Annotated in this window: 18 protein-coding genes; 15 read left to right on the top strand and 3 right to left on the bottom strand. The window is 57.3% G+C overall.

The genetic code is table 11. The features are described from left to right. Window positions 1–78 precede the first annotated feature (78 nt). The 5 genes from NLM27_RS26670 (at window position 79) to NLM27_RS26650 (ending at window position 5,213) form a co-directional block, all read left to right on the top strand. Window positions 79–369 (top strand): hypothetical protein, encoded by a 291-nt coding sequence (locus NLM27_RS26670; RefSeq protein WP_254146126.1) that lies wholly within the window; start codon window positions 79–81, stop codon window positions 367–369. A 33-nt stretch (window positions 370–402) separates the two neighbouring features. Further along, the gene (locus tag NLM27_RS26665; RefSeq protein ID WP_254146125.1) at window positions 403–636 is read left to right on the top strand and encodes a hypothetical protein; all 234 of its coding nucleotides are present in this window, start codon (window positions 403–405) and stop codon (window positions 634–636) included. Window positions 637–800: 164 nt separating this feature from the next. Next, entirely contained in the window at window positions 801–2,012 is a 1,212-nt protein-coding gene (locus NLM27_RS26660) for an SIR2 family protein (protein WP_254146124.1), read from the top strand. Continuing rightward, window positions 2,009–4,729, top strand: coding sequence for a hypothetical protein (locus NLM27_RS26655; RefSeq protein ID WP_254146123.1), 2,721 nt, complete (start codon window positions 2,009–2,011; stop codon window positions 4,727–4,729). Before NLM27_RS26660 ends, NLM27_RS26655 begins: the two co-directional genes overlap by 4 nt. Window positions 4,730–4,733: 4 nt before the next feature. Continuing rightward, the gene (locus NLM27_RS26650; RefSeq protein ID WP_254146122.1) at window positions 4,734–5,213 is read left to right on the top strand and encodes a hypothetical protein; all 480 of its coding nucleotides are present in this window, start codon (window positions 4,734–4,736) and stop codon (window positions 5,211–5,213) included. 37 nt (window positions 5,214–5,250) lie between these two features. On the opposite strand, the gene NLM27_RS26645 is transcribed toward NLM27_RS26650, so the two are convergent. After that, the gene (locus tag NLM27_RS26645) at window positions 5,251–5,748 is read right to left on the bottom strand and encodes a hypothetical protein (RefSeq protein WP_254146121.1); all 498 of its coding nucleotides are present in this window, start codon (window positions 5,746–5,748) and stop codon (window positions 5,251–5,253) included. 188 nt (window positions 5,749–5,936) lie between these two features. Between NLM27_RS26645 and NLM27_RS26640 the strand changes: the two genes are divergently transcribed. Continuing rightward, the gene (locus NLM27_RS26640) at window positions 5,937–6,416 is read left to right on the top strand and encodes a hypothetical protein (protein WP_254146120.1); all 480 of its coding nucleotides are present in this window, start codon (window positions 5,937–5,939) and stop codon (window positions 6,414–6,416) included. A gap of 328 nt (window positions 6,417–6,744) precedes the next feature. On the opposite strand, the gene NLM27_RS26635 is transcribed toward NLM27_RS26640, so the two are convergent. Further along, complete coding sequence (locus NLM27_RS26635) at window positions 6,745–7,026, bottom strand: helix-turn-helix domain-containing protein (protein ID WP_254146119.1); 282 nt, start codon at window positions 7,024–7,026, stop codon at window positions 6,745–6,747. Window positions 7,027–8,451: 1,425 nt separating this feature from the next. Here NLM27_RS26635 and NLM27_RS26630 point away from each other — a divergent pair. The 7 genes from NLM27_RS26630 to NLM27_RS26600 all read left to right on the top strand — a co-directional run bounded on the left by NLM27_RS26630 (window position 8,452) and on the right by NLM27_RS26600 (window position 18,788). Next, a complete protein-coding gene (locus NLM27_RS26630; RefSeq protein ID WP_254146118.1) occupies window positions 8,452–9,795 on the top strand; it encodes an NtaA/DmoA family FMN-dependent monooxygenase in 1,344 nt (447 codons plus the stop codon). 34 nt (window positions 9,796–9,829) lie between these two features. Further along, a complete protein-coding gene (locus NLM27_RS26625) occupies window positions 9,830–11,527 on the top strand; it encodes an ABC transporter substrate-binding protein (protein ID WP_254146117.1) in 1,698 nt (565 codons plus the stop codon). Further along, entirely contained in the window at window positions 11,527–12,489 is a 963-nt protein-coding gene (locus NLM27_RS26620) for an ABC transporter permease (protein ID WP_254146116.1), read from the top strand. The genes NLM27_RS26625 and NLM27_RS26620 overlap by 1 nt, the downstream gene beginning before the upstream one ends. Further along, a complete protein-coding gene (locus tag NLM27_RS26615; RefSeq protein WP_254146115.1) occupies window positions 12,486–13,349 on the top strand; it encodes an ABC transporter permease in 864 nt (287 codons plus the stop codon). The genes NLM27_RS26620 and NLM27_RS26615 overlap by 4 nt, the downstream gene beginning before the upstream one ends. Window positions 13,350–13,351: 2 nt before the next feature. Continuing rightward, window positions 13,352–15,058, top strand: a complete 1,707-nt coding sequence (locus NLM27_RS26610) for an ABC transporter ATP-binding protein (RefSeq protein ID WP_254146114.1) — start codon at window positions 13,352–13,354, stop codon at window positions 15,056–15,058. 1,092 nt (window positions 15,059–16,150) lie between these two features. Beyond that, entirely contained in the window at window positions 16,151–17,638 is a 1,488-nt protein-coding gene (locus NLM27_RS26605; protein WP_254146113.1) for a pentapeptide repeat-containing protein, read from the top strand. 196 nt (window positions 17,639–17,834) lie between these two features. Continuing rightward, on the top strand, window positions 17,835–18,788 hold the full coding sequence (locus tag NLM27_RS26600; RefSeq protein WP_254146112.1) for a pantoate--beta-alanine ligase: 954 nt from the start codon (window positions 17,835–17,837) through the stop codon (window positions 18,786–18,788). A 517-nt stretch (window positions 18,789–19,305) separates the two neighbouring features. On the opposite strand, the gene NLM27_RS26595 is transcribed toward NLM27_RS26600, so the two are convergent. Continuing rightward, window positions 19,306–19,689, bottom strand: a complete 384-nt coding sequence (locus NLM27_RS26595; protein ID WP_309144765.1) for a DDE-type integrase/transposase/recombinase — start codon at window positions 19,687–19,689, stop codon at window positions 19,306–19,308. 745 nt (window positions 19,690–20,434) lie between these two features. Here NLM27_RS26595 and NLM27_RS26590 point away from each other — a divergent pair. After that, complete coding sequence (locus NLM27_RS26590) at window positions 20,435–20,944, top strand: hypothetical protein (RefSeq protein WP_254146110.1); 510 nt, start codon at window positions 20,435–20,437, stop codon at window positions 20,942–20,944. 1,694 nt (window positions 20,945–22,638) lie between these two features. Then, entirely contained in the window at window positions 22,639–23,550 is a 912-nt protein-coding gene (locus NLM27_RS26585) for a TauD/TfdA family dioxygenase (RefSeq protein WP_254146109.1), read from the top strand. Window positions 23,551–23,735 lie beyond the last annotated feature (185 nt).

The following is a 23,735-nucleotide window of genomic DNA, read 5'->3' as shown; positions in this document are numbered from 1 at the left end:
CGGCAGAGCCGCAGAGATGTGTCCTCCTGCATGGGGCCGTGCAGTGGGACGGTACCGCGTCCTGCATGTGACAACCCGATGAGGCACACTTCGACACGTTGCAGCATCGACCTAGAGACTGCTCTCTCTCTCGCAGCTGCAAAACTTCCAAAAGAAGACGCATCGGATTTCGGTCTCAGCAACACGTTGTACATGCTCAACGGTCTACTGCGCTACGTCCATGCAGACTTCAGCGAGGCCAACCTCGATTGCATTGAGAAGCTTGTCGATGGCGTCGGTTCAGGCAGCTTCCATATCCGACAGAAGATCGCCGCGATTAGAGCGTGGCGCTTGCATTCGCAACCGGCGGCCGCGCCGCGCCAGTCATAGCAACAGACGCAAAACTACATTTGAAGGATCAGAATGAACCGGCTTCAGAAATTCGTCGAACGAGGCGCCTTCGGAGAAGGCCCCGGCCGCGCGGCGTACGTGCTTGATCCGACGAAGCTACCTAATCCGAGCCGCGGCTTTGAGTGGCACGTTGTGAGTGATTTCATGCCTGGCGAAGCGATCCTTGCGGAGCCGCGCCTGAAGCCGGTGTTTGAGGCGGCGCTGAAAGACGGCTGCGCAGTGCTAGCGCGAGCCCCAGAGGCATGACGGTAGCGTTGGGACTATCATTGCGATCGATCATGGACGTGGCTGGAGCCGGATCGGCCGAAGACGATTGAAGAACGGGCCGTAGTATCGCTTTGAGTGGCGCCCGGCAAAGCTGGCGCCACTACCGTGATCAAGCAAACACACCGGAGCTTCGACGGACACCTATGGACCGATCGGATACAGCTGCACTGCAGGAACGGGTCATTTCTCTGGGCTCCGGTTTGGCCGCCATTCCGGAGAGACTGCTCCTTGCACACGCTCGCGGAGAGGTGCTCTTCATTTGTGGTGCTGGCATCTCCCGGCCAGCTAACCTCCCAGACTTCCGAGAGTTAGTCATCGACGTATATCAGGCTCTCGACCCGGGCGTTCACACAGTTCTCTCCCGACTGCCGCGCGGAGTGTGCAACCAGTGGGAAGTTGATTGTAATAGTCTGACCGATCGGCAAACTGCGGAAGTCAAACGCTTCACTGTCGGCGATTACGATGTCGTACTCGGAATGCTGGAGCGTCGTTTAGATGAAAAGACCAGCGGCAATAGCCAAGTCAGGCGCGAAGTGGCTAATCGATTGCGACGACACGGAAATGTACCGGCGGACGTTCATCGAACGCTGATGCGACTGGCCGACCGTGGCGGGACCACAACTATCGTGACAACGAACTTCGATCTGCTGCTCGAAGCAGGCCGAAAGCGCGGATCACAAGTCGAGACTTATGCGCTTGGCTCAATTCCGCGACCAACCAGACAGACTGAATTTGCCGGGGTGCTCCATGTCCACGGTGCTCTAGACCGCGATCCAAACCGATTTTCGGAGCTTGTTCTATCAGATCAGGATTTCGGTGAGTTCTACTTGAGGCGGCGCGTCGTGCCTGACTTCATTTACGACGCGGCCCGTCTCTTCCATCTTGTGCTCGTCGGATACAGCGCGAACGATCCTCCGATGCGCTACCTTTTGAATGCAGTTGCTGCGGACGGATCGCGCTTCGACGATCTGAAGGAGCGCTTCACGTTTTTCGGTACGCACAGCCCTGATTCGGTCGCATTGGAAGACTGGAAGGCCCGGGGTATCACCCCAATACACTATGATGCCGCAGATAATCACAAAGCCCTTCAAGCGATCCTAGATCGCTGGGCCGAGTTCTCGGCAATAAATGGAAAGCCGACCAAGATTGACGCTCAAATTCGGCGCCTCGTAAAAGATGCTCGGTCTGCCGCGCCGGAGGCCGACAGAGACCTATTTGATCACCTCATCAGACGCAGCAATACAAGCGAGCGCGTTCGATTGTCATCGGTGGCGTCGAAAGCGAAAGCCGATCTCGGTTGGTTGGATGCGATCATTAGAATTGGGTTAGAACATGAACGGACGCGCCGCACATGATCTCGGGCTATTTGGATGAGCAAGATCGTGCTGCATTTAGGGCAACCTATGTCTTTCTGAGCGATCGCCTGGAAGAGGCAAGCACAGTTGAGTGGGCTGTCAGATTGGGACCTGGCAACCGAGTGCAACGACGAGCTATCGAAAATCTGCTGAGCGGGCCCGGCGCTCGAAAACTGAACGAGCCCTGGGCAACCGCGTGGCGACTGATCGAGGAAAGTTGGTCGGAGAGCCCCATCGATACGGGCGCCTCAACCTCAATCTATTTTATACAGGGCAGACTACGAGCTGGCGATCGATCTGGATCGGTCATTTCCGCCATTGTCGATTTAGTGGCGCCTCGGCTCTCGGTTAGCCCCGTAGGTTCCTCGTTTGGCAGCCTCACTAAAACTCCTCGCCGGCCCAAATCATTTCGTGACTTATTGTCTGCAAAGCTAGCGAGTGGCGATCTCGTAAACTTAGACGTCCTCGAACTCGATCGCATTGAGGATGTCGCCTTCCTATCAGCTATGGCGGAAGCATTAGAGAGTGCCGTAACTCACGGCCTCGATATCGGACGGCGCATAGGCTGGGATGGATGGAGCCGGCTTTGGCAGCTGGGAGACCTGTATCGCGTCAATTACATTGTGCGAGGCCGACGAACAGCCGACGGCATCGAAGACCCGGACGCGTATCATCATGGCATCGCGCCGTCCGTGAAGTTGTTGTTTGCGGTCGTTGCACAGATCGGCGCCGTAAGCCCGGCGCGAAGTCTTCCTTTTGTATCGCGCTGGAAATCCGCAGCATCGGCAATCCATGTCCGGCTCTGGGCTGCGGCCGCCAAGAGCTTTGCGCTTATACCCATCTCGGAGGTTGCAGCGTTCCTAGTCGAACTGAACGATCGTCTATTTTGGCGCTTGCACGCCTTTCCTGAAATTGCCGAGCTTAGAGCTGCTCGGTTTCATCAGCTCGATGAGGCCACGCAACAGTTGCTTGCGGAACGATTGACTAAGGGGCCGCCCCGCAACTTTTGGCCGCGCCGGACCGAACCTGAAAAAGTCAGAAACGGGCGTCTTTACTGGACCGTTCGAGAGTTGGCTCGAATATCAAAATTCGGCGCGAATTTACCCGCGCGCGCTAGCAACGTCCTGGCTTCAAACCTCGAGCTTTTTCCGGACCTACGGGCCATGCCGCCGAACGAAGGTTTTCCGGAGGGGCCAGTTGTAAAAGACGTCATCGCCGAGCCAGACGATCGGTTTGATGCCCTCGAAGGGCTTCCTCGCTTACGAGCATTGGAAGCGGCACTAGGGAGCGCCCGCAGCTGGCTAAATGACCCAGCCAGTCGCGCGGATGATTGGCTGCGTCAGCCAGATAGAACCAAGTTTGTGCTGCGCGATCTAGAGATTGCTGATATTGAGGGCGACGAGTTTCCAAAGATTTTGGAGCGCTTCGGATGGGCGCACTCCCCGAAGCAGCTCCAGCCGAATGATGCACCCGACAGCCTGCAGAACGAAGCGGATCGCGTGCTCGCGCTTCTCCTCGATCAATCCGACAATACCTTGCATCTCGCCGTTGAAGGCATCAGCAATTGGCTAGGTCGGTGGAGCCAGGCGGTTGCTACCTCGCCATTTGGTTACGCAGTATGGTTCAGAGTATGGCCCCTAGCTGTGCGCGCCACCAACGAGACAGGCAAGAATGACGCAGACGATGCTGATCTCGGTGCTACAGCTCTTAGTCCAGATGCTGCTCGGGAGCCAATGGACCTCGACACGCTCAACACGCCAGCCGGAAAGCTGGTAGGCGTATTCCTTACGGCGTGCCCTTCGCTTCAAACAAAACCCGATCCGATCGACGTCGATCAAAACCTACGGAAAATGCGCGATGCCCTGATGCTTGCAGACGGTCGAAGTGGACTAATAGCGCGACACCGACTTATAGAAGCGCTGCCATACTTCTTACGGGCCGATCACGATTGGGCAGAACGGCAGCTCGTCCGACCCTTGCTTAAGGACGACCCTGCATCGTTGGCTCTGTGGAGGGCTATCGCAAGGCGAACGCGCTTCGTTGATACGCTCTCGGCAATAGGCAGTCCCATCGCCGAGCGGGCCTGTGATACGCGATTGGGTCGAGAAACGCGTGGCAGGCTCGCCTTCAGTGTGGTCGTCGAGAGCCTTCACGCATTCCTGGCGGATCGCGCTCCGGCTATTCCAAACCGGCGGGTCACGCAGATGATCCGCACGCTTGAGGATGAGGTCAGAGCCACCGCAGCAAATGCGGTGCAACAATTCATCAGAGATATGTCAGCACGATCAGACAAGCCTGCAGACCTTTTGTTTCGGACTGCGGCTGCACCATTTTTACAAATGGTGTGGCCGCAGGAACGCTCTCTCTCCACACCGGGCGTGAGTAAAGCCTTTGCCGATCTTCCGGCGACTTCAAGAGCGGCGTTCGCGGAGGCAGTTGCCACAATCGAACGATTTCTAGTGCCCTTTGATTGTTGGTCAATGCTTGATTATGGTCTATACGGCGATGAAGACGGCGATCGAAAACTAGCAATGATCGACGATGGTGCAAAAGCGAAGTCGCTTCTCCGGCTGCTCGACCTAACAGTCGGTACGTCGGAAGGAGCGGTTATTCCCTACGATCTGACTGACGCCCTTGACCGAATTTCCAATGTCTCGCCACAACTGGCGGATACGCAAGCCTATCGGCGCCTTTCGACCGCTGCGCGCCGATTGTAGGTCGGTGACACTTCTGCAAACCGAGCTTCGACGAGCAACGAAAACGCAGCGCCTGACAAATGTTTATGTTTGCGGCGCTATAAGCCTATTGTTCACCGCTTTTGCGTGGGCCGGCGAGCATTCAGTCGAGACGCCTGAGTGCACGGCCCGGATCATCAAACGGACAAGCACGCATTTCGATCATTTGTCGCCGTCTGGCGGCAGTGTCTTCTTCAAGCGACCGGATATGGTTCTGATCTGTGATCCGAGTTTCGTGACGTATGTCTCCTTGAACTGGGATACGAGCGGCTTTCCTTCTGATGAGTGGTTCAATCTAGTCGCAAAGGCGGGGAATGCGGTCACAGGCGCTAATGTGAAGCAATTGGAGCTCGCGGCCCATCGATGTCATCGAGCTGCGCTGAAGCAAGCAGACGAACAAGCAAACGCAACGCTTTCGGACGCAACTGTTCATGTCGGGCGTTCACCCGAGATGGAGGCGGTGTAGTCATCGATGTTGCGACGCCTCACCGAAAAAGGTGAGGCTAGAGACGCTTTCGGAACTGGCACGATCGAAACTCATCGGTCAATGGGTCTCGAACTTGTCTAAAGGCAATCCGAGTAAGATGAGCATATAGCTCAAGCAAATATTGGGCGATCGGATCTGCGATTTCTACAAACCGAACGTGTATCAATTTTACCAGCCCGATCTGGCGAAAGAACTCAGCTTCAAATTCCGCTTCCTTTACGAGTGCAGCCCGCGAACCTGCTGTAACATAGGTCGCGACAACGTTCTTCTCCCGACGAGTGCGCTTAAATGCAAACGAAGCTGAAAAGTGGCTCTTGGTAATATGACCCCTTAATCGCCCCCCTAAGTTGCGAGTTCGCCCAACGTGCACCGGGACATCGTTTTCGAAAAATGCGTAGACGCCGGACTTCCCTTTCTGGGCGGCGATGCCCTTCTCTAGGAACGGCTCTGACGTGATCAACCGGTGGAACAGCTCAGGAATTGCTGCGGTTGCTCGGCGAAATTGTTCGTTCAACTGGGCTGCCCTTGTGTTGGCATCGTAACCGGAACCAAGTGACCTCGAAACACCCTTAACAATCAGCAGTTTTGCGGTTCTGCACTGGAGTGCTTATCCACACCCACGAGAGACAGTAGCCGTGGAGCATGGTCTACCCAATATATCGAAGAATTGCGTGCCTGCACTTGGTCGTATTTATGGCTCGCATGTCAGCCGCCCGCATCATCAAGCCGCCGCCTATGTCTGGCGGCGACCGCAAGCATTTCACCCGTGAGATCCACAAGGCGGAAGTCACCTTTGCACATCTCATTGAGGAGGCAGCAACGACCCACGCGGCCGCAGACGCCGCGCGGGCCAAGGCTTACGCGCTCGACTGCGGGGCCTGGAACACAGCGCTGTTTGTAGGAGAGCTCGACCACACCTCCCCCACGATCGCGGCAGCGATCGCCGGCGGCTTTCCTCTGCTCGAGGTGCGCTGCGAACACTGCAAGCATACCGAGATGATTGACCTCGCATTGGTCGTGCAACCACGCGACCGGCAGGTCGCGCTGATGCGTAACTATCTCTACTGCGGCCCCTGCCAGCGCACCCTCGGTAAGAAGCGCCGGCCTGACCTGATGGGTCTCCGCCCGGTCGGCGATGCACAACCCGCAGCACCGGGAAGGCGTAGCAAGAAAGCGTCCTGACGATGTGCGATCTCTAAAGCATCACCACCAACCAGGAGGCTATTCGGGCGCTGTTCCGCGTCGTCATTCGCTAAGCCGCCACAGATGATAACAATTGGCATCGACTAGATCAGAAGGGTAGCAGCTCCCTCCACCATAATGAGCTTCGCAACCAACGAAGATCTTCGTCGAGAAGCTGGCGGATTTGCCTCGACACTCCAATTCACCTGATGTTCTGTTGAGTAACGCCGGAAATTTTGGCTCTGCTGCGCAGCATTTCCGCTTCCGCAACTTCGTAATGTGTTCGCCAACTTGCATTGTTCTCAGCGGGACTCATGCGAGCAGAGAGCTATTTCGAGTTGTGACGTAGACGGGCTGGCTTGCGACCTTTGCGCAATGTCTCATAGGACGTTGCTCCATTCGGTGGTTGCACAAAGAACTCAGATGAATGGACGCCAAGTGCTTTAGCGATCTGATCGAGAAGATCAATTGTTGGATTCGCATCTTGCCGCTCAATAGCGCCCATATATGAACGATCAATCGCCGCATCGTAAGCCAATTGCTCCTGCGGAACACCGAGATCCACGCGGATCCGTCGCACATTCCAGGCCACAAGCGCACGAGCTTTCATGCGTCAAAGCAGCCATTCGGCAGGCCATCAAACCACTGGCTCTAACCGCTCTATTGTCCGCAAGTTCGGCAGCGATAGCGCTCTCGCCGCGTAAGCTTACATGAAGGCGGCGGCGTTAGATTCAGATGTGGCGCACGCGGCGCCGAATGAATTGGTGCTGACGCCTCATGACGAACAGCATCTGGGACGTATTGGCTCCTCCTCGATGCCGGGGCCGACAGCGTCGACGGGGGAGGCATTGCCGGCTCTTGCTACTTCGCGCCGGCCATAACTCCCCGGTTCACGTTTCCCGTGCAACGTCGTTACCATCCTGGAAGGAGCCTGCAAGGAAGTGGATTTCCGGCGATGATCTGCGTCAATCATTAGATAGGCCGTGTCGCGCGATTGTGATCTCGAACCCTTCGCTCACCTGCGCGGCATTACGCTGGCTTTTATGACAGTAAGCGCACTCGGGTATGAGGCGGTTGGCCTCAGGCGCTCTGTGGTCTGCACGAAGCTTGTCGTCGCCTCTCGGTCGGCGAAGATGTGATCACGTCAGGCGCCGCGGTGCGCAGCACGAATAGAGATTCGAAAGGCACGGCAACCCGCTAGGGTCCGGATGAGCTGCCAATTCTCTCGCAATCCATCGCAAAAAGAAGAGCAACCCATCGCATTATTCGATGTTGCCGTGTGATCAGTATTGGCCGGCGTCAAACTTCTGCTCCGCGTCGCCGACTCCAATGCACGTCTCAGGCGCGATGTTTGTGCACTAATCCTATGGTGATGCTTCGAGTAAGGATGCGCAATAACGAAACTGCCACCCTTGCATCGGCGGAGTTCGCGATATGCACGAGGCGGCCAATGCGTATCAAATGAAGTGAACAAGAGCTTGCCTTAGAAAACGATACCATCGCGCGTTAGTAGATTAAAATTCTCAACTATTGCGTTCACGTGCTTCTCACAGCTACACGTTGTTTTGTTGGAGGCGCGCTTGCGTTGGCTTATCAGCAGAGGGAAACCGCTCTTCATGAGACAATTTGTGATTGCAACTTGGAAGGACGGTCAATGTGCGCGAGGCGACTCGTTGTCTGGCGGCTCGTTGTCTAGCCCGGCATGTACGTGTCGCAGACGGTGGCTGCGGGTCCTCGAGTTGAGATGAACTGCGCCGTTGCGCAGTCGGCTCAGCACCAGAGTCAGGATCATTTTGGCGTCTCGTGATGCCTGTCAAGCTGTGCCAAGCGGCCGTCCGCTGGCCGGCGCAATGCCCAACGTCTCACCTTTTGGGGGCTGTCCTAGAAGCATGGTCCTGTCGCCGCCCTCCTTCCGGCGCACTCTGGTCAAGCCTCTCCGCGAGGGGTGGAAAAGTCGTCGAATAACGTGATCAAGGTCAGCTTGTAATTGAAGGCGTTCCCACCAGCTTCGGAGGTCGCCGCATTTGGGAGTGTCATGTCTTCCGTTCTCCGCACCCTTCATCTTGGCCTTAACCTTCACGGTGCGGGCGGTCACACCGCAGCTTGGCGTTGGCCCGGCACCAACCCGAGCGCCTTCTTCGACATCGAGCATTACGTTCGTGCTGCGAAGATTGCCGAGCGGGGCCTGTTGGATGCGGTGTTTCTGGCGGATACCCCGGCCATCTCCTATGACATCTCTCGCCAGCCGCCCCTCAACGGGCTTGAGCCTACGCTCGTCCTTTCCGTGATCGCGCGCGAGACAACGCGCATCGGGCTGATCGCAACGGCCTCGACGACCTACAATGAGCCATACAATCTGGCACGACGTTTCCAGTCGCTCGATGTCATCAGTGGCGGCCGAGCCGCCTGGAATGCGGTTACGACCTCCAGCCCAGCGACGGTCGCAAACTTTGGCGGTCGCCAGATCGGACGCGACGAGCGCTACAAGCGCGCGGAGGAGTTCGTTGAAACCGTCCGCGCTCTCTGGCTGAGCTGGGGCGATGAGACCATCATCGCTGATCCGGTATCTGGAATTTACGCCAATCGCGATCATCTCCGGCTGCTCGATCCCAGCAAGAATGCTTTCGCAATCCGTGGCCCGCTCACCCATCCCGGCTCGCGCCAGGGCTATCCCATTATCATACAGGCTGGAGGTTCGGATCCTGGCGTGCGCCTTGCTGCGCGCAGCGCCGATGTCGTTTTTGCCGCAGCAGGCGACTTGGAAACGGCCACTCGGGATTCCGAGCGCCTGCGCGCGCTCTCGCGTCAATTTGGCCGCCGTGTAGCTCCTCTGATCCTCCCCGGCCTCGTCACCTTCATCGGCGGCACGGAAGAGGAGGCGCAGCAGCGAAAAAAAGCAATCGACGCGCTGCTTGATATGAAACGCGCTATGGACGCTCTCGCACGGAGCATGGACGTGCCGGTGGAGAAACTGAACCTCGACCGGCCCATTCCCGAGGAGCTCTTGCCGGATCCGCACAATGTTGCGTTCTCGGTCGGTCACCACCGCACGTTCGAAGCATTGGCAAGGGAAGGCCGCACGGTTCGCGAGATCATCGGCAGCGTTCAAGCGTTCGGTCATCGTTTGGTCGTGGGTGCACCCGCGCAGATCGCCGATTCCATCGAGTCATGGCTCCGCGCTGGTGCGGTTGATGGCTTCAACATCATTCCAGACGTGCTGGAAGACGGCTCGGCGGCCTTTGTCGATCATGTCGTGCCGATCCTACAGAGCCGCGGTCTGTTTCGTACGGAATACCAGGGGGAAACGCTGCGCGAGCACCTCGGAATCCCTCAACACGACGTTGCTGCCGAGAAGCTGGCGACGCCGTCGTCTCTGTGACGCAGTGCTTGTCCACTATCATGGGAGTTTGGATATGTCTGTCATCGAACGCGCGAGCATCTGCCGTCTCGGCATCCGGGCGAACACGCGAAGAAAGCAAAAGGGGGCGGCTGTCCTGTTGGCGCTCTCAGCCCTCCTGCAGGTCTCGATGATGGCGAACTGCTCTGCCCAAGAGGCGTCAGCCGGCAGCGCGAGGCGAGGAGGCATCATTCGTTATGGGCATTTTCAAGAGCCGCCCTGCCTGTTCGGAGGATGGGTGCAGCAGTGGTATCTTCAGCGGCAGTATAGCGACAATCTGGTTGCTCGGAGGGAAGATGGAAAGATTGTGCCTTGGCTCGCAATGTCCTGGACAATCTCCGACGACAGGAAGGCATACACCTTTGAGATCAAGCCGAATGTCAAATTTACCGATGGGACGCCTCTCGATGCACGAGCCGTTGCCGAGAACATCAACGGATGGCTCGGCGACGATCCTGATCGTCGCAACCCGACTGCCGCTCCTTACCTCGAAGACAGCTTTGAATCGGCGACAGCAATTGGGCCTCTCACGCTGCAGATAACGCTGAAGGCGCCTTTTCAGCCGTTGCTCAACGTTCTCGCGCAATCCTCTCAAGGCATTTTGTCGCCAACCGCACTCAAGCGCGGGCTTGCTGAGAACTGCAATAGCCCGGTCGGATCAGGTCCCTTTATCGTGGAGAAATGGAATCACGGCGAGAACGTCGTGTTTCGACGCAACCCGGATTACAATTCGGCGCCAAGTCACGCCAAGCACCAGGGGCCGGCTTACGTTGATGGCATCAACTGGAGGTTCCTTGCGGACCAGACCGTCCGCTATGGCTCGCTGCTGACGGGCGAATCTGATGTCGTCTATGATATTCCGCCGGTCGCCTGGAAGGACGCCAATTCCCGCTTCGCGGTCTTGCGGCATATTACGGGCGGCACCCCGTTACGCCTGGCGCTGTATGCCGCACGGCCGCCGTTTGACGATGTGCGCGTCCGCCAGGCGTTTGCAAGCGCGGCTGACCGAAGAGCCGCTGTGGAATTGTCATTCCTCGGCGCTTTGCCATTCGAGGCTAATGGAGCGCTCAGCCAGAGTTCGCCGGAATATATCAGCGGGCTCGGGCGCTCCTATGGTTACGACGTTGGAAAGGCCAATCAGCTGCTCGATCAAGCGGGTTGGACTGAACACAACAAGAATGGTGTTCGCCTCAAAAATGGCAAGCCTCTGGTCGTGCGTATCTCCTATTCAAGCGCTTTTCTAAAGCCCGATGGCGAGCAGGCATTGCAGGTGATCCAGCAGCAGGCAAAGGCTGCCGGCTTCGAGGTGCGTCTGCAGCCGACAAACCAAGCGGATTTCTTTGCCGGAAAGAATCTCGGTCCGAACGACTACGAGGTCGTCCTCCTCTATTGGGTCGCACCGGGCGCAGAGATCTTCCGCATCTCATGGAAGCCTGATCAGAACGGCCAGCGGAACCGTTATAACCCGTCGCGCTATCAGGATGAGGCCCTGTGGGATGTCATCCTGACAGCGGAACAGGAGTTCAATGATGCCGGGCGGACTGCTCTTTATCAGCAGGCTGAACGCAATATCGTGGAGAAAGCCGCCGTCATAGGCTTCACGGTGCTCGATGTCACGTTGGCGACCAGGCCAAATCTGAAAGATGTCTGGCTGGACCGTGGATCGGTCGGTGAACCCGTCTTTTATGACGCTCATTTCGTAGACGAGAAGTGATGCGTGTGAATATCACAGCTCAAGTTCGGATAGGCTCGCTTGCGAGCAGGTTCCTGTCAGCTGCGACTGTCGTGTGGCTTGCTGCGACGTTCACGTTCGTTGTCCAGTGCCTGATGCCCGGCGACCGCGCCCAGATCATCATCAACATGGCCAGCGGCAATGTTGGAGAGGCTTCTCCAGCGGAGCTCGCGGCGGTCAACGCAAAGTACGGTTTTGATCAGCCGCTTGCTCTGCAATATGCCAAATACATATGGGGTATCCTGCATGGGGACCTTGGTCTGTCATACCAGCAGCATCGGCCGGTCGTTGACATCATCGCAGAACAGATTGGCCCAACCATCATTCTGGCGGTTGCGGCGCTGATTGCGGCATGGGTCATCGCCATTCTGACAACCGTCCTCGTCGCCGGCAGAGACAACATGTGGTCGACCTTGCTCAGCGGAATACAGGTGTTCCTGGCGACTGTGCCGCCCTACTGGCTGGCGACGATCCTCCTCGTCGTGTTTGCGGTCCAGCTTCGCATTGTCCCGGTCATCGGGGGCAATTCCCCGATCGGGCTCGTCCTTCCAACGATTGCGTTGGCTTTGGAATTGTCGGGGTTTTTGGGGCAAATCGTTCGCAGCGAATTCACACGTGTCCTCGAGCAGCCATTTGTCATCTCCGCGCGGGCACGAGGCATGGGTGAGCTCGGCGTCAGGTTTCGCCATGTCCTGCGTCATGCAGCGTTGCCCGGCATCACTCTGTCCGGTTGGGCGATCGGAAAGCTTCTTTCCGGTGCGATTCTGATCGAGGCAGTGTTTGCGCGTCAAGGCCTTGGTGGAGTTCTTGTCGCTGCGACGTCCTCTCGAGACATTCCAGTCGTCTCGGGGGCTATTCTGATCTCCGCCGGACTGTTCGCCGTCACCAGTATCCTCGTCGATCTCACCTACCGGCGCATCGATCCAAGGATCAAAATGACATGAGCGGGGTAGGCGAGTTGAACGTGGCTGCGCAGCCCGGAGAGGAATCAAGGAGCATCCATCGTGCTCCTCTTCGGGTTTACGTCGCTCTGATCTTCATCGGCTTCTTTATCATCGCGGCAATCGCGCCAAGTCTGTTGCAGCCACACGACCCGCTCGCCATTGATTTGACGGCGCCTTTGCAAGCTCCTTCGCTGGCGCACTGGTTCGGAACCGACCAATCGGGCCGGGACCTTTACTCCCGAATTGTCGAAGGAGCAGGTCAATCTCTTACCATCGGGCTTGGCGCAACCGCGCTGAGCATCGGCGTTGCGTTGGTTTTTGGCGTTGTTGCCGGCCTTGTGGGTGGCGCTCTCGACAATGTTCTCAGCCGGCTCTTGGACGTGCTGTTCGCACTTCCCACGCTTTTCCTTGCGCTTCTGTTAGTGAGCCTATTCGGACCGTCAGTGCTGACCCTCGTCATAGCGGTCGGAGTTGGCACAGCTCCGGGCTATGCTCGCATGATCAGAGGACAGGTTCTGTCTGTAAAGGGGGCGCCTTATGTGGAGGCTGCCAAGGCCCTCGGCCATCCTTATTCGCGTATCCTATGGCGGCATATCATCCCGAATGCGATGAGCCCGCTCACTGCGATGATGACGCTTGGCGTCGGACAAGCCATCGTCTGGGCGGCGGGTGTTGCATTTCTAGGTCTCGGCGTAGCTCCCCCCGCGCCTGAATGGGGCGCGCTGCTCAATGCTGGGCGGAACTATGTGATCTTCGCATGGTGGCTTGAGATCATGCCGGGCGTTGCCGTTGTGGCGTTTGCGCTCAGCTTAACTGTCGTCGGACGCTATTTGCAGGATCGCCTGGAAGGAAGGATCTGAGTATGCTCCACGTGCTCCCTCCGCAAGTTCCTCCGCAGGCGGACCTGCTGACTGTCGATTCGCTCTGTGTCTCGTTCGGGCGGGATCTCCGGCAGGGAACAGCCGTGCGCGACGTCTCATTCTCTCTCCAGGCTGGGCGCTGCCTGGCTATCGTCGGCGGGTCCGGCTCCGGCAAGAGCGTGACTTCGCGCGCTATTGTCGGTCTTGCCGGCCGCCGGGCTCATGTCAATGCGCGCCAACTGACCTTCGCCGGCACCGATCTCGCAGCTCTCGATGATCGCAGCTGGCGGCGCGTCCGAGGCAAGGAGATCGGCTTCGTTCTGCAGGATGCACTCGTCGCGCTCGACCCGCTACGCCAGGTAGGTAAGGAGATTGGGGAAGCATTGCTTCTCCACCGAGCGGTTGCATCAAGTGAGGAGCTCGAACGGCGCGTCGTCGCACTCCTTGAGCTCGTCGGGGTGCCTGAAGCAGAGGTCAAGGCCCGGCAACTGCCGCATCAACTATCGGGTGGCCAGCGCCAACGCGCACTGATCGCTGCAGCCCTGGCGCTCGATCCACGCATCCTGATCGCTGACGAGCCGACCACGGCGCTCGACGTCACCGTGCAGGCGCAGGTGCTGGGGCTGCTGGAAGAGACCAAGGTGCGGGGCAAGGCGCTTCTCTTGGTCAGCCATGATCTGGCGGTGGTCTCCCGGATAGCTGACGAGGTCCTGGTCATGCATGAAGGCAAGGTCGTCGAGCGCGGATCGGCAGACCAGGTCTTCCAAGACCCCCAGCACGCCTATACGCGCCAGCTCCACGATGCGGTGCCCTCTGCGCGCCCGCGCGGCTCGCGCTTCTCACTGTCGCCCGCTGCTCTGCCGAAGCCGCAGTCAAGCGCTCAAGAGCAATCACCATCGAGATTGCCTTCGATCGTGCTCAGCGCGGCAAATCTTGTGAAGCGGTTCAAAGGACCAGACGGCGTGCTCCGGACGGCCGTCGATGGTGTCTCCTTTGAGCTGCGATCTGGCGAAACTCTCGGCGTCGTCGGGGAGTCTGGATCTGGCAAGTCAACGATGGCACGAATCGCGCTAGCGCTTGAGCTGCCCGATGAAGGAGCCGTTCTGTTTCAAGGTCGGGCCTGGACCAGGCTGGCCGAACGCGACCGTAGGGCAAGGCGCCGGGCGATCTCGGTCATTTATCAGGATCCCCTCAGCTCCTTTGATCCGCGCTGGTCTGTGGGGCGCATCATATCCGATAGCCTCGCAGGTGACCTCTTGACCAGAGGCGAGCGCGAGATGCGCGTTGTTCAGCTCCTTGATCTGGTCGGACTATCTCCAGTTTTGCTGGATCGCCGGCCGCTCGAACTCTCGGGCGGTCAGCGCCAGCGCGTTGCGATCGCCCGCGCAATCGCTCCACGGCCTGCCGTGATCGTCTGTGACGAGCCGGTCTCGGCGCTCGATGTCTTAATTCAGGCGCAAGTGCTGGACCTGCTGACCGATCTCAAGGCGCATCTCAATATGAGCTACATCTTCATTTCGCATGATCTTGGTGTGGTCCGCCAGCTCAGCGATCGCGTCATGGTCATGCGCCAAGGCCGCGTCGTCGAGACCGGCACCAGGGATGAGATATTCCTCAATCCGCGCACCGACTATACCCAACGCTTGCTCGCCGCGGTCCCAAGCCTTGCGCGCAGCAGGGCGGCCAATAGTACATTCAGCCGCGTCTGAGACGTCCGCATAGATGGGCTCATTTCCAATGCCCTGTCATGAACGAAGTGCGTGGGGCGCTCTCGCCGGCTCGACAGCCGTGGCGAACGGATCGTTCATCACTTGTTCAAACTCTTCGGTCTGCACCCTAGACTAACAGTCCGTTGTCGCGAAGCTGCGCGACCGGCCGGCCGATTCAATGGCGATGGGCGAAGGCGCGTAGGCTGCATCTCCCAAGCAACTCACCGTTGTTCAGGCTCGATTTGAGGAGTAGTTGCCGGATCGGCAGAGGACTTCCTCGTGATGAGGATGGATCTCGCTCTTGACCGCCGCGGCGCAGACGATGAGAAGCTGGGCGCCCCGTGCAAGACTGAGACAGGCCGCTTGCCCAGCAGGCGCAAAACGAGGCACTCGCTCATCTTCGCTAGAACCTGGAACGGCACCCGGCGATGAGGGACGCGTAGATCCCCCGGACAACTTGGCGCCGACCTCTGAGGCCTGCGTAGATAAGCGGCTGCGCATACGCTTGCGTGCAGCCCAAGGCGTCTTGCTCGATACGAAAGGGAGAGGGGGCATCCATCTGCCCTGGAAGATACAGGGAACAAGGAGGACGCGCCGATTGGAGCATTGCCAGATTGTTGTCGACTTTGCGCCAGAGGTGCGAAACTGTCGGGTACAAAACCGAGGCGGCTTTTGCACAGCGCCGTTTCTCGACGCATAGACAGGCGACTATTGAGCATACATAGGCTGGCACAGACGTTGCTTAGGTGAACCGCGTCAATGCCCCGGTTACGAGGAATCGCGGCCGCGTGAAATTTGGGGGCCAGCTCACCTTGCGATCCTTTTTCGCTCGGCTGTCGGCACCCTGATTAAAGGCAGGAGAAGCGATGTCGTGGGAAATCAAATCCGTATAGTACGACCTTGGTTAGGCGCCTTGTGCGCGTCGTTCGTCATGGCGCTTCTCAGAGTGGCGGTCAGGCAATTACGTGCTGATGCTTGCTGACATCTTTGTCGCAGGAGCAAGCTCCCAGGTGTCGCTCTGAGCGGCAAACCCGAAATGCAGGGCAACGAGCCTTGGGAGCGCGCTCGTCATCGAGAATGGATAATACGGCAATGACGAAACCTATCGACAGAAACAGCCACGGCGGCGTGTATGAGAAGTTGGGTCTGCGCGCGACGACGATGAGCCATTCCTCGGCAGATGGTGATTTTGTCCGCTACTGGAGCCGAAATGGTGATCGGGCACTCGCGTTGGCCGCAGTGGGAAAGCGAACCGAGGAAGCGATCAAGAAGACCGGCATCGGCCTGCAGTTATCTTCCGAGAGCTTTAACGGTTACGATCTATCTGGATTTCCCTTGCGGCGATGCATCCTCAATCGTGCGCAACTGCACGGAGCGAAGCTGGATGGCGCCGATTTGTCCGAGGCCAACCTTATCTGCCCAGGATTAGAGCGAGCAAGTTTCCGCGGAGCCAAGCTCGACTTTGCGTATATGCATGCAATTGCTGCTCAGGTCTGCAATTTCGACGACGCAAGTTTGCGTAATCTCATCGATGCAACAGGTAGCCTGTTCCACGGATGCAGCCTGAAAAGAACGCGCTTCGACAATGCAGTCCTAAGTGGCGTCTTCTTTTATCAGTGTGACGCAAGCCAAGCTGTCTTTGATGGCGCCGAACTGCAAGGATCGACAATCAACGAATGCTACCTACCTCGCTCGTCCTTCCAATTTGCCAAGTTGAGCCAAGTGACAATGACGAAGGCGAATCTCACCGGAAGCTCGCTTCTGCAGTCAAGGGGAGAGTGTCTATCGATCCTGCGCCCGACTTCGGTCGATGGGCTTGTTCTAGAGAACGCTCATCTTCCCTATTTCCGACTTGCAAAGGCGAGCGGTCGCATCCTCGCCAAAGCGCTGAGCGCCCCCTTCTCGGATTTCAGCCTCTCAAATCTTGCGAAGGCGGAGCTTGAAGGCGCGGACCTATCTGAGGCCCGACTTCTATCTGTAAATCTGACCGGCGCCAACCTCGTTGGCTCCGTGCTGAACGGAGTATCTGTTCGATCTTGCCAGCTCGATGGAGCTGATCTAAGTCGCGCATCGGGAGAAACCATTTCGATCACCGAGAGCACGATGCGCACCGCGCAATTAAGCGGTTTTCGAGCGCGCTGTGCGTTCATACGTGACTGCGATATGGATGATGTTGATTTTTCTCAGGCGTATCTTTATCGATCAATGATTACAGGTGATCCTCCGCAATCTATGGCTTTGAATCGGGCCAATTTCGAAGGAGCCAACCTTGTTCAGTCATACATTGCGGCAGCAATGACCGGCAGCAATTTGGAAGCCGCCCGCACCGCATATGTCCGAATGAATCAATCGTCCCTGCGCAACGCCAACTTGAGTGGAGTTACGCCCTTTCAGGCAAGCTTTGTAAAAACTGATTTTTCGGATGCAGAAATAACGACTTTTGAACCGCCATTCTTTGCCGACAGGTGTCCTGGGCTCCAAGCCGCTTTGGAGGGGGTGGAGGATCGGCAATGCAGACCCTCAGAGTATCTGGCCGACTTCTCATCGCTCATGAGGCGCGGTCGACAGGGATCGAGCTGATCTAAACCGAGACGTGTATGACGATCCAGATGTCATGGCAGAAGGAAAATGAGGAGCACGATGCCTCCCCACCGTGGCGGGACTCCAGGCGCTCTTGCGTGGCTGCGCGGAGCGGTGTGAGCGTAGCCCTCATCACGCTTTTCTGTCCAATCGAGCAGCCGAGCTGCTGTGCAATCAACACGACGGAGCTGGATATATGCATCTAGCGTCTCTTTCAGCGGGCAAGACCTTCATTGAGGACATGGCAAGAAGAGGTCGAACGATCGGCACAGTACACACTTTGGGTGCCTTGCATCTGGGACACGCGGAGTTGATCAGAAGGGCCGCGGCCGAGAACGATGTGGCCATTATCACCGTCTATCCGAACAAGATTCAGCTTAGGCCGGGTGCCAATTACGAATTCAATTTGGAGGATGACATTGCGCTTGCGTTGAGGGCTGGCGCTTCTGCCGTGATTTCGACGACGGACGCGGAGATGTTTCCGCCGGGATATCGAACGTTTGTGTCTCAAGGGGATTATCCGCTGCGTGCGAACGGGCCTCATGGGCTCTTGATGGAAGGTATCACCGGATGCATTCGCTGGATCTGCTTCGCTCGACCATCTCGCAGCTATTTCGGTTTAAAGGATATCGGACAAGCCCTTCTCGTGAAGCGAGCGGTCGCGGACCTGCTTCTTGATTGCGAGATCCGATTTGTGCCGACAGTACGATACAAGAACGGAGTGCCTATTTCGTCGCGTTTGCGACACTTCAATCGTTCTGAGCTCGACGAGATTTCGTCTCTCTTCATGGCGCTTGACCACTTGAGAAAAGAGGCCGCGCGGGGAGTGTCTTGCGCCCAAGATCTGATAGCGTCAGCAAGACCGCTGATCAAATTCCGGCGGTTTGAATTGGAATCTCTGCGAATCGTTGGCGCGGACAGCTTTGAAGATCAGAAGCAGATCGAGCTTCCCTTTATAATCAGTGGAGTCGCCGTTGGTCGCGGCCTCAGAGTGCCCGACAATATCTTTGTACCGGATCAATATACACTCTCGCGTGGCCCTGCTGATATATGGATCGATTTCCCCGAAACTTGGGAGTTCGGCCACCATGCACAGGCGCGGGCTGAAGATTTCAGCGGCGGCTCGTGCGTTGATCATTCAAGCGGCTAGGCGGCTTCGGAATCTCATCTGCAACCTGCTGCCTATGTCTGCGAGTTGCTCTCGCTCCAGCCGAAGCTCTTCGGCTTTGCGTGACACCTCGGACTCCTGGATTGCAAATTGTTCCTCGAAATGCTGGCGAGTCGCCAGGAGGAGAAGAGCCGCAAGCGATTCTGTGAGCCGAACGGTCCGGCCATCCATTGATCCCGTTGACCTTGGGCCTGGTTGGCGGACTACGTTGACGTTGATCGTGCTGCTCGCGCACTTGCATTTACAGCTACAGGGCTACCTTATTGATTGAGCTGGCGGTTGATCGATACAGATCGGGCAATTGCAGCTTGGGCAGAGTGCCCCGGTTGGAAGTTCTTTCAGTGAATAGAGCTGGTCCGGTGGGTGAGGCCTCTGTCAGGGTTAGGCTGCCATGCGGAGGCAGCGGGGTGGAGTGGGTTGATTCGGCGCACTCGGTCGAGATTCGAGTGGGGGGCGCCTGCCGTCATAGACGTCTCTATAGGCCAATCGAGCTACGCACCTAGCTGCCGCTGTCATAGCAGGCACACACCCTCGTATTGGACGTCACGCCAGAGCCGTTCGACAAACACATTTCTTGCCATTTGCCCATGCCAGCCACGCTGATCGCGATGCCGTTGTCGACGAGCACGCCGATAAAAGCCTCTCTCGTGAACTGAGAGCGCTGTTCCGTATTGAAAGTGTCTGACTTGCCTTGATGCGCCAAGGCATCCTCCAGCGTCGCGAGGCGGAAGGCTGCTTTCATCGTGAGCGACAGTCGCCAGGACAAGACACAAGTTGTTGCGCAGTCCAGCACCACGATGAGAAAGACGAGACCAATCGCCGTCAGGATTGTGATGTTCATCGCCCAGAGCTGGTTCGGTCGCGTAATCTTTATGGCGCGCACAGATATGGATGGATCTGTTGCCGGGCTCGGATCTGGTGGGATCGCAGGTGGCGCTAAAGCGCCTCTATCCCATCCGATGCATCAGCTTCTTCAGATGCCGGCGAACGATCTTGCATCCTTCGCAGCCAGCAGGCCTCTCACCACTTCGCGAAGCGGCGAGGGGAAACTTCAGATGCAGTCAGTTGAGACGCTCATGATCGCGAGATCCGCGTGTTGCACCGGACGCGGAAGGGACCGGAGAATTCCAACCCGGCCTAAACCCCGCCGATACATCGTTCTGATCTGTCGTTTGCCTTTGAAACGAATTTCTCGAGGCGCTCTCCAGCAGCATTGAAATTGCTTGCGCCGCGAATCACCTCAGCGATCATTGTCGCAGATGTCGTCGCTGGATGGGCGGGGTCGACTGCGCTAACCGCATCAGCAACGAAATCGTTCACATCGGGATAGTCAGGCTCCGGCGCAGGTGCCGGCTGCGGCTGCACGTTGGCGCGCCGGCTTCGCCTACAAGTCCCATGTGGGTTCGCCCCGCAGCGGCGAACCGCCGATCAATCCCGGCGAAGCGGTTGAGGAGAAGGTCTCGCTGTTGGATCGCTTCGGCCAGTAATCGCGTGCCTGCAAATCGCATAGGCCCGGAACATGCCGAAGGCACTGTGAGGAGCATCCATCCGAACAAAAATTGATGGCTTGAATCGGTCGTAGCGTCAGGTTGTACAACACGATGCTGGGACATCAGCGGAGTGTAGGCATGAAACGGTTCTCTCTCTGTATGGTACTCTATGTTGTTCTCGGACTACTTGGGCTGAATGAGATTGCTCTCGCGGACTCCACGCGGCGCTACGGTTGCATCATAGATGGCACGGATCGAGAGCCGACAGGCGATCGGAATGGACGCATCATTGTCAGCTTGCAATACACCTGCCGCGTTGCCGATGGTCTGTTGAGGGACGCGGGAATAACGGGACTGTCGGTCAGCGAGTGGGACAATGAGAAAGGAAGGTACCTGGCTTCTATCGACGTTTACCGCGCGCTCGACGGAATTGCGATTGGTCAGCTCTTGGAGGGGACCAGTTCCTCTGTCACGGAGGACAATGGGGCTGTTGGCATCGCAGCTTCCGGTAAAATGGTGTTTAAGTTCGCATCCGGATCCTTGGCGGCTCTCTCAGGAAGGACCATAAAATTCACGACCAAACTCATCAATTCTCGTCAATTCGAGTTGGAGTTCACGGATTGGCCTGAAGCCGCTCAACCGGAATGACTCACGTCGCGACAACGATCGTCTCGTTTCCTAAGGTCGAGCTGAGCTGCAAATCGCGGTGTTTCCATTCTAGGCCCCGCGAGAAAAATTCGCTCCCAGCAGATTCCTTGACGCCGGACTTCATAACAGCAGGATGGGCCTATATGGCCTGGCTTGAACCCGGGAATGTACCGCGAGCCGGAGCGCATTCCGAGAAAGACACAGACTGTACTAGAGGTCTTATCGCGACAGGATGGAATCTAAACTGGCTGGTTCATCGCCGAGGGAAACGGATCGGCCCGGCCAGGAGCTCCTTGCCTGACTCTGAGGAGAATGACCCCGGTCCCTTCAAGAAGTTGCTCGTTGAAAGAGGCTGAGCGTCTCGCTGCGACCGAAGATTAAGCCGCGCGGACTAAACTGCGGCTTGGCAGTTCTGACGGTGGGGGCGCGCAGATCGCTCACGCTACTCTCCATGATTGTTCGTGTGGTGCCTTGGAGTAAAGCAATGCACGCTGCTCGATCTGGGCGTGGCAGCGATCGCTCTCGACCATGGCGTGATTGAAGCGCCTTCTTTGGCGAGCCATGCGTTCGTTCCATCCCCGCGGAAACTTGTCCGTCGTTGATTGTCCGAGGGCGGCTAGGGCGGGGCGGGCTCGCAAGCACTCAATCACAGTGGTTCTCCGAAAATCGAGTCCTACCAGTCGCCAACGGTGTGTCCATGGAGGCCCAAGCCACCGCACACCGCAGGATCACGCGGCACCGAGGGGCGCGTTGGGCTTACGAGTCCCTGCGCCCAGGCCGTTGTCGTTGGCGGCTTGATGGTGCTTGGCCGGTGTCGGCTCCTTTCCGCGAAGAGACATGTCACGGAGCTCACCGCATCGTGACATTTATTGCGAGTGGATCCTTGCCAAGTCGACATATGTAAATCCAACGTTCGATGTGGCGGCGATGATGATGTTTTAGCTATCAATGCAAATCCCAGTTTACGTTTGCATCTCTTTCCGGAAAGCATATCCCGCAAAACGAGTGATATAGCCCGTTGTTAAACCGCAGCGGGAATTGTTACGCGCCAGGATGGCACCGATCTTTCGCTTCACGACTGAGCAACTGCTCCACATGTGACAGGCGGATGAAACCGGCGCGCAAATTGAACAAATTATATACGACGACGAAATTCAGAATTCACGGTAAAATTGAGATTTGAAGCAGGAAGTAACTTATGGTAGAGTGCATTCGTGCCGATCAATTAAGACGTCAAGTTATTCATTCCGTCCTTACAACCTCGATTGAACCTGTTGCGGACGCGTGAGGAGCCAGAGTCCTAAAATTATCTTAGCTCGGCTCGTCGACAAAACGAACATTTCCCATCGTCGAAAAGAAAGCTGGTTTCGTTTCATGGACTGGACATCGATTGACCTTATGATTGCGATGTAAGCGAGGTGATTTATCATGTTGCACGTCTATCCCGGCACAGTTGCCCGCCAACTTCGTCGTCTGACCAGAGCCGGTGCAAGAGGCCGAGCTGTGCGCGACGAAGCAGGTCACACGATAGTCGTGCTCCGTAGCGGACGACCTGTCTTGGCAGTCTGTGGCGGCCGCTGCGGCACATTGCTGCCGACTAGGGTGCATCACCAGTTCGACTTCATTGGCTTCTGTCATTAGTCCCGCGACCAAGTTATCACGCAACTTTGTTTAGGCATCACGATAGTGAGAGAATGAGCATGAGCAACATGACGGATAACATTATCCCGCGAGCGGATGTCATCAAATCCGCGGCCCGGCTGGGTGCCGAGATCAAGAACATCAGGCTATCCGACGAATTGTCCGACGAGGTCATCCGGGCCATTAGCCAATTACTCCTCGAGCACAAGGTCATCTTCTTCCGTAATCAGGGACATCTCGATGATTTCGAACAGCAGCGCTTTGCCCTCAGGCTCGGCTCGCTGATAACGCATACGACCAAGCAGGCATCGATGCTGGAAATGGCGGCGGATCGTCGCAGCGGTCGCGCCGACCAGATGCACACCGATGTCAGTTTCGGAGAGACATGTCCGAAAATCTCGGTGCTGCGCGGCGTTGTGATCCCAGCAGATGACCGTGAGACCGTTTGGTCAAGCAATGCGGCCGCATATCTTGATCTTCCGGAGCCACTGCGGATGCTGGCCGATAATCTCTGGGCGGTACACTGCAGCGCCTATGACTGCGCCGTGAGCAGGCACTCCGACGACATGGATGCAAAGCAGTTTGATGATGTCTTCACCGGAACCATCTGCGAAAGCGCGCGTCCTGTTGTCCGCATCCATCCCGAGACGGGCGAGCGCTTGCTCGTGCTCGGAGATGACTTGCAGAGCTTCGTTGGTTTGGAGAAATATGCCAGCCAGAAGCTGTTCGACCGCCTTCAATCCTACCTCACCACGCTCGAGAACACCGTGACATGGAGCTGGAAATCAGGCGACGTCGTAATCTGGGATAACCGGGCGACCGAGCGCTACGCCATCAAGGAATCCAGCGACCGGGATCGGGTGGAGAGGCGTACCGCTATCGATGGCGATGTGCCGCTCAGTATCGCTGGTCCTCGCAGCGTGGCGCGTACGAAGTCAAAGCCTCAGGCAGCCAGGGCTGCCTAGCGTGGGTCGCTGATCTCGCCTCTCACGACAGACGGGAGTGATTCGAATTTGGCCACGCAAAGACTTTCGTTCGGAAGGAGACGTTGAGTAGCTGATGTACATCTTGGTCTGTTCTACCCGACGTTCGCGAAGTGACTCGACTGAAGCGCAAATGGGTCCGCATCGAGGCCACAGGCCACCAGATT

The organism is Bradyrhizobium sp. CCGB12 (assembly GCF_024199845.1).
Taxonomy (GTDB): Bacteria; Pseudomonadota; Alphaproteobacteria; order Rhizobiales; family Xanthobacteraceae; genus Bradyrhizobium.
This window is presented reverse-complemented; position numbering and strand designations above follow the sequence as displayed.

Bases quoted from the DNA above. Each gene is read 5' to 3' on its own strand.
- NLM27_RS26640 (WP_254146120.1), top strand. From the start codon at position 5,937: ATGTCAGCCGCCCGCATCATCAAGCCGCCGCCTATGTCTGGCGGCGAC.
- NLM27_RS26670 (WP_254146126.1), top strand. From the start codon at position 79: ATGAGGCACACTTCGACACGTTGCAGCATCGACCTAGAGACTGCTCTC.
- NLM27_RS26590 (WP_254146110.1), top strand. From the start codon at position 20,435: ATGAAACGGTTCTCTCTCTGTATGGTACTCTATGTTGTTCTCGGACTA.
- NLM27_RS26630 (WP_254146118.1), top strand. From the start codon at position 8,452: ATGTCTTCCGTTCTCCGCACCCTTCATCTTGGCCTTAACCTTCACGGT.
- NLM27_RS26610 (WP_254146114.1), top strand. From the start codon at position 13,352: ATGCTCCACGTGCTCCCTCCGCAAGTTCCTCCGCAGGCGGACCTGCTG.
- NLM27_RS26655 (WP_254146123.1), top strand. From the start codon at position 2,009: ATGATCTCGGGCTATTTGGATGAGCAAGATCGTGCTGCATTTAGGGCA.
- NLM27_RS26660 (WP_254146124.1), top strand. From the start codon at position 801: ATGGACCGATCGGATACAGCTGCACTGCAGGAACGGGTCATTTCTCTG.
- NLM27_RS26585 (WP_254146109.1), top strand. From the start codon at position 22,639: ATGAGCATGAGCAACATGACGGATAACATTATCCCGCGAGCGGATGTC.
- NLM27_RS26620 (WP_254146116.1), top strand. From the start codon at position 11,527: ATGCGTGTGAATATCACAGCTCAAGTTCGGATAGGCTCGCTTGCGAGC.
- NLM27_RS26625 (WP_254146117.1), top strand. From the start codon at position 9,830: ATGTCTGTCATCGAACGCGCGAGCATCTGCCGTCTCGGCATCCGGGCG.
- NLM27_RS26605 (WP_254146113.1), top strand. From the start codon at position 16,151: ATGACGAAACCTATCGACAGAAACAGCCACGGCGGCGTGTATGAGAAG.
- NLM27_RS26665 (WP_254146125.1), top strand. From the start codon at position 403: ATGAACCGGCTTCAGAAATTCGTCGAACGAGGCGCCTTCGGAGAAGGC.
- NLM27_RS26615 (WP_254146115.1), top strand. From the start codon at position 12,486: ATGAGCGGGGTAGGCGAGTTGAACGTGGCTGCGCAGCCCGGAGAGGAA.
- NLM27_RS26635 (WP_254146119.1), bottom strand. From the start codon at position 7,026: ATGAAAGCTCGTGCGCTTGTGGCCTGGAATGTGCGACGGATCCGCGTG.
- NLM27_RS26600 (WP_254146112.1), top strand. From the start codon at position 17,835: ATGCATCTAGCGTCTCTTTCAGCGGGCAAGACCTTCATTGAGGACATG.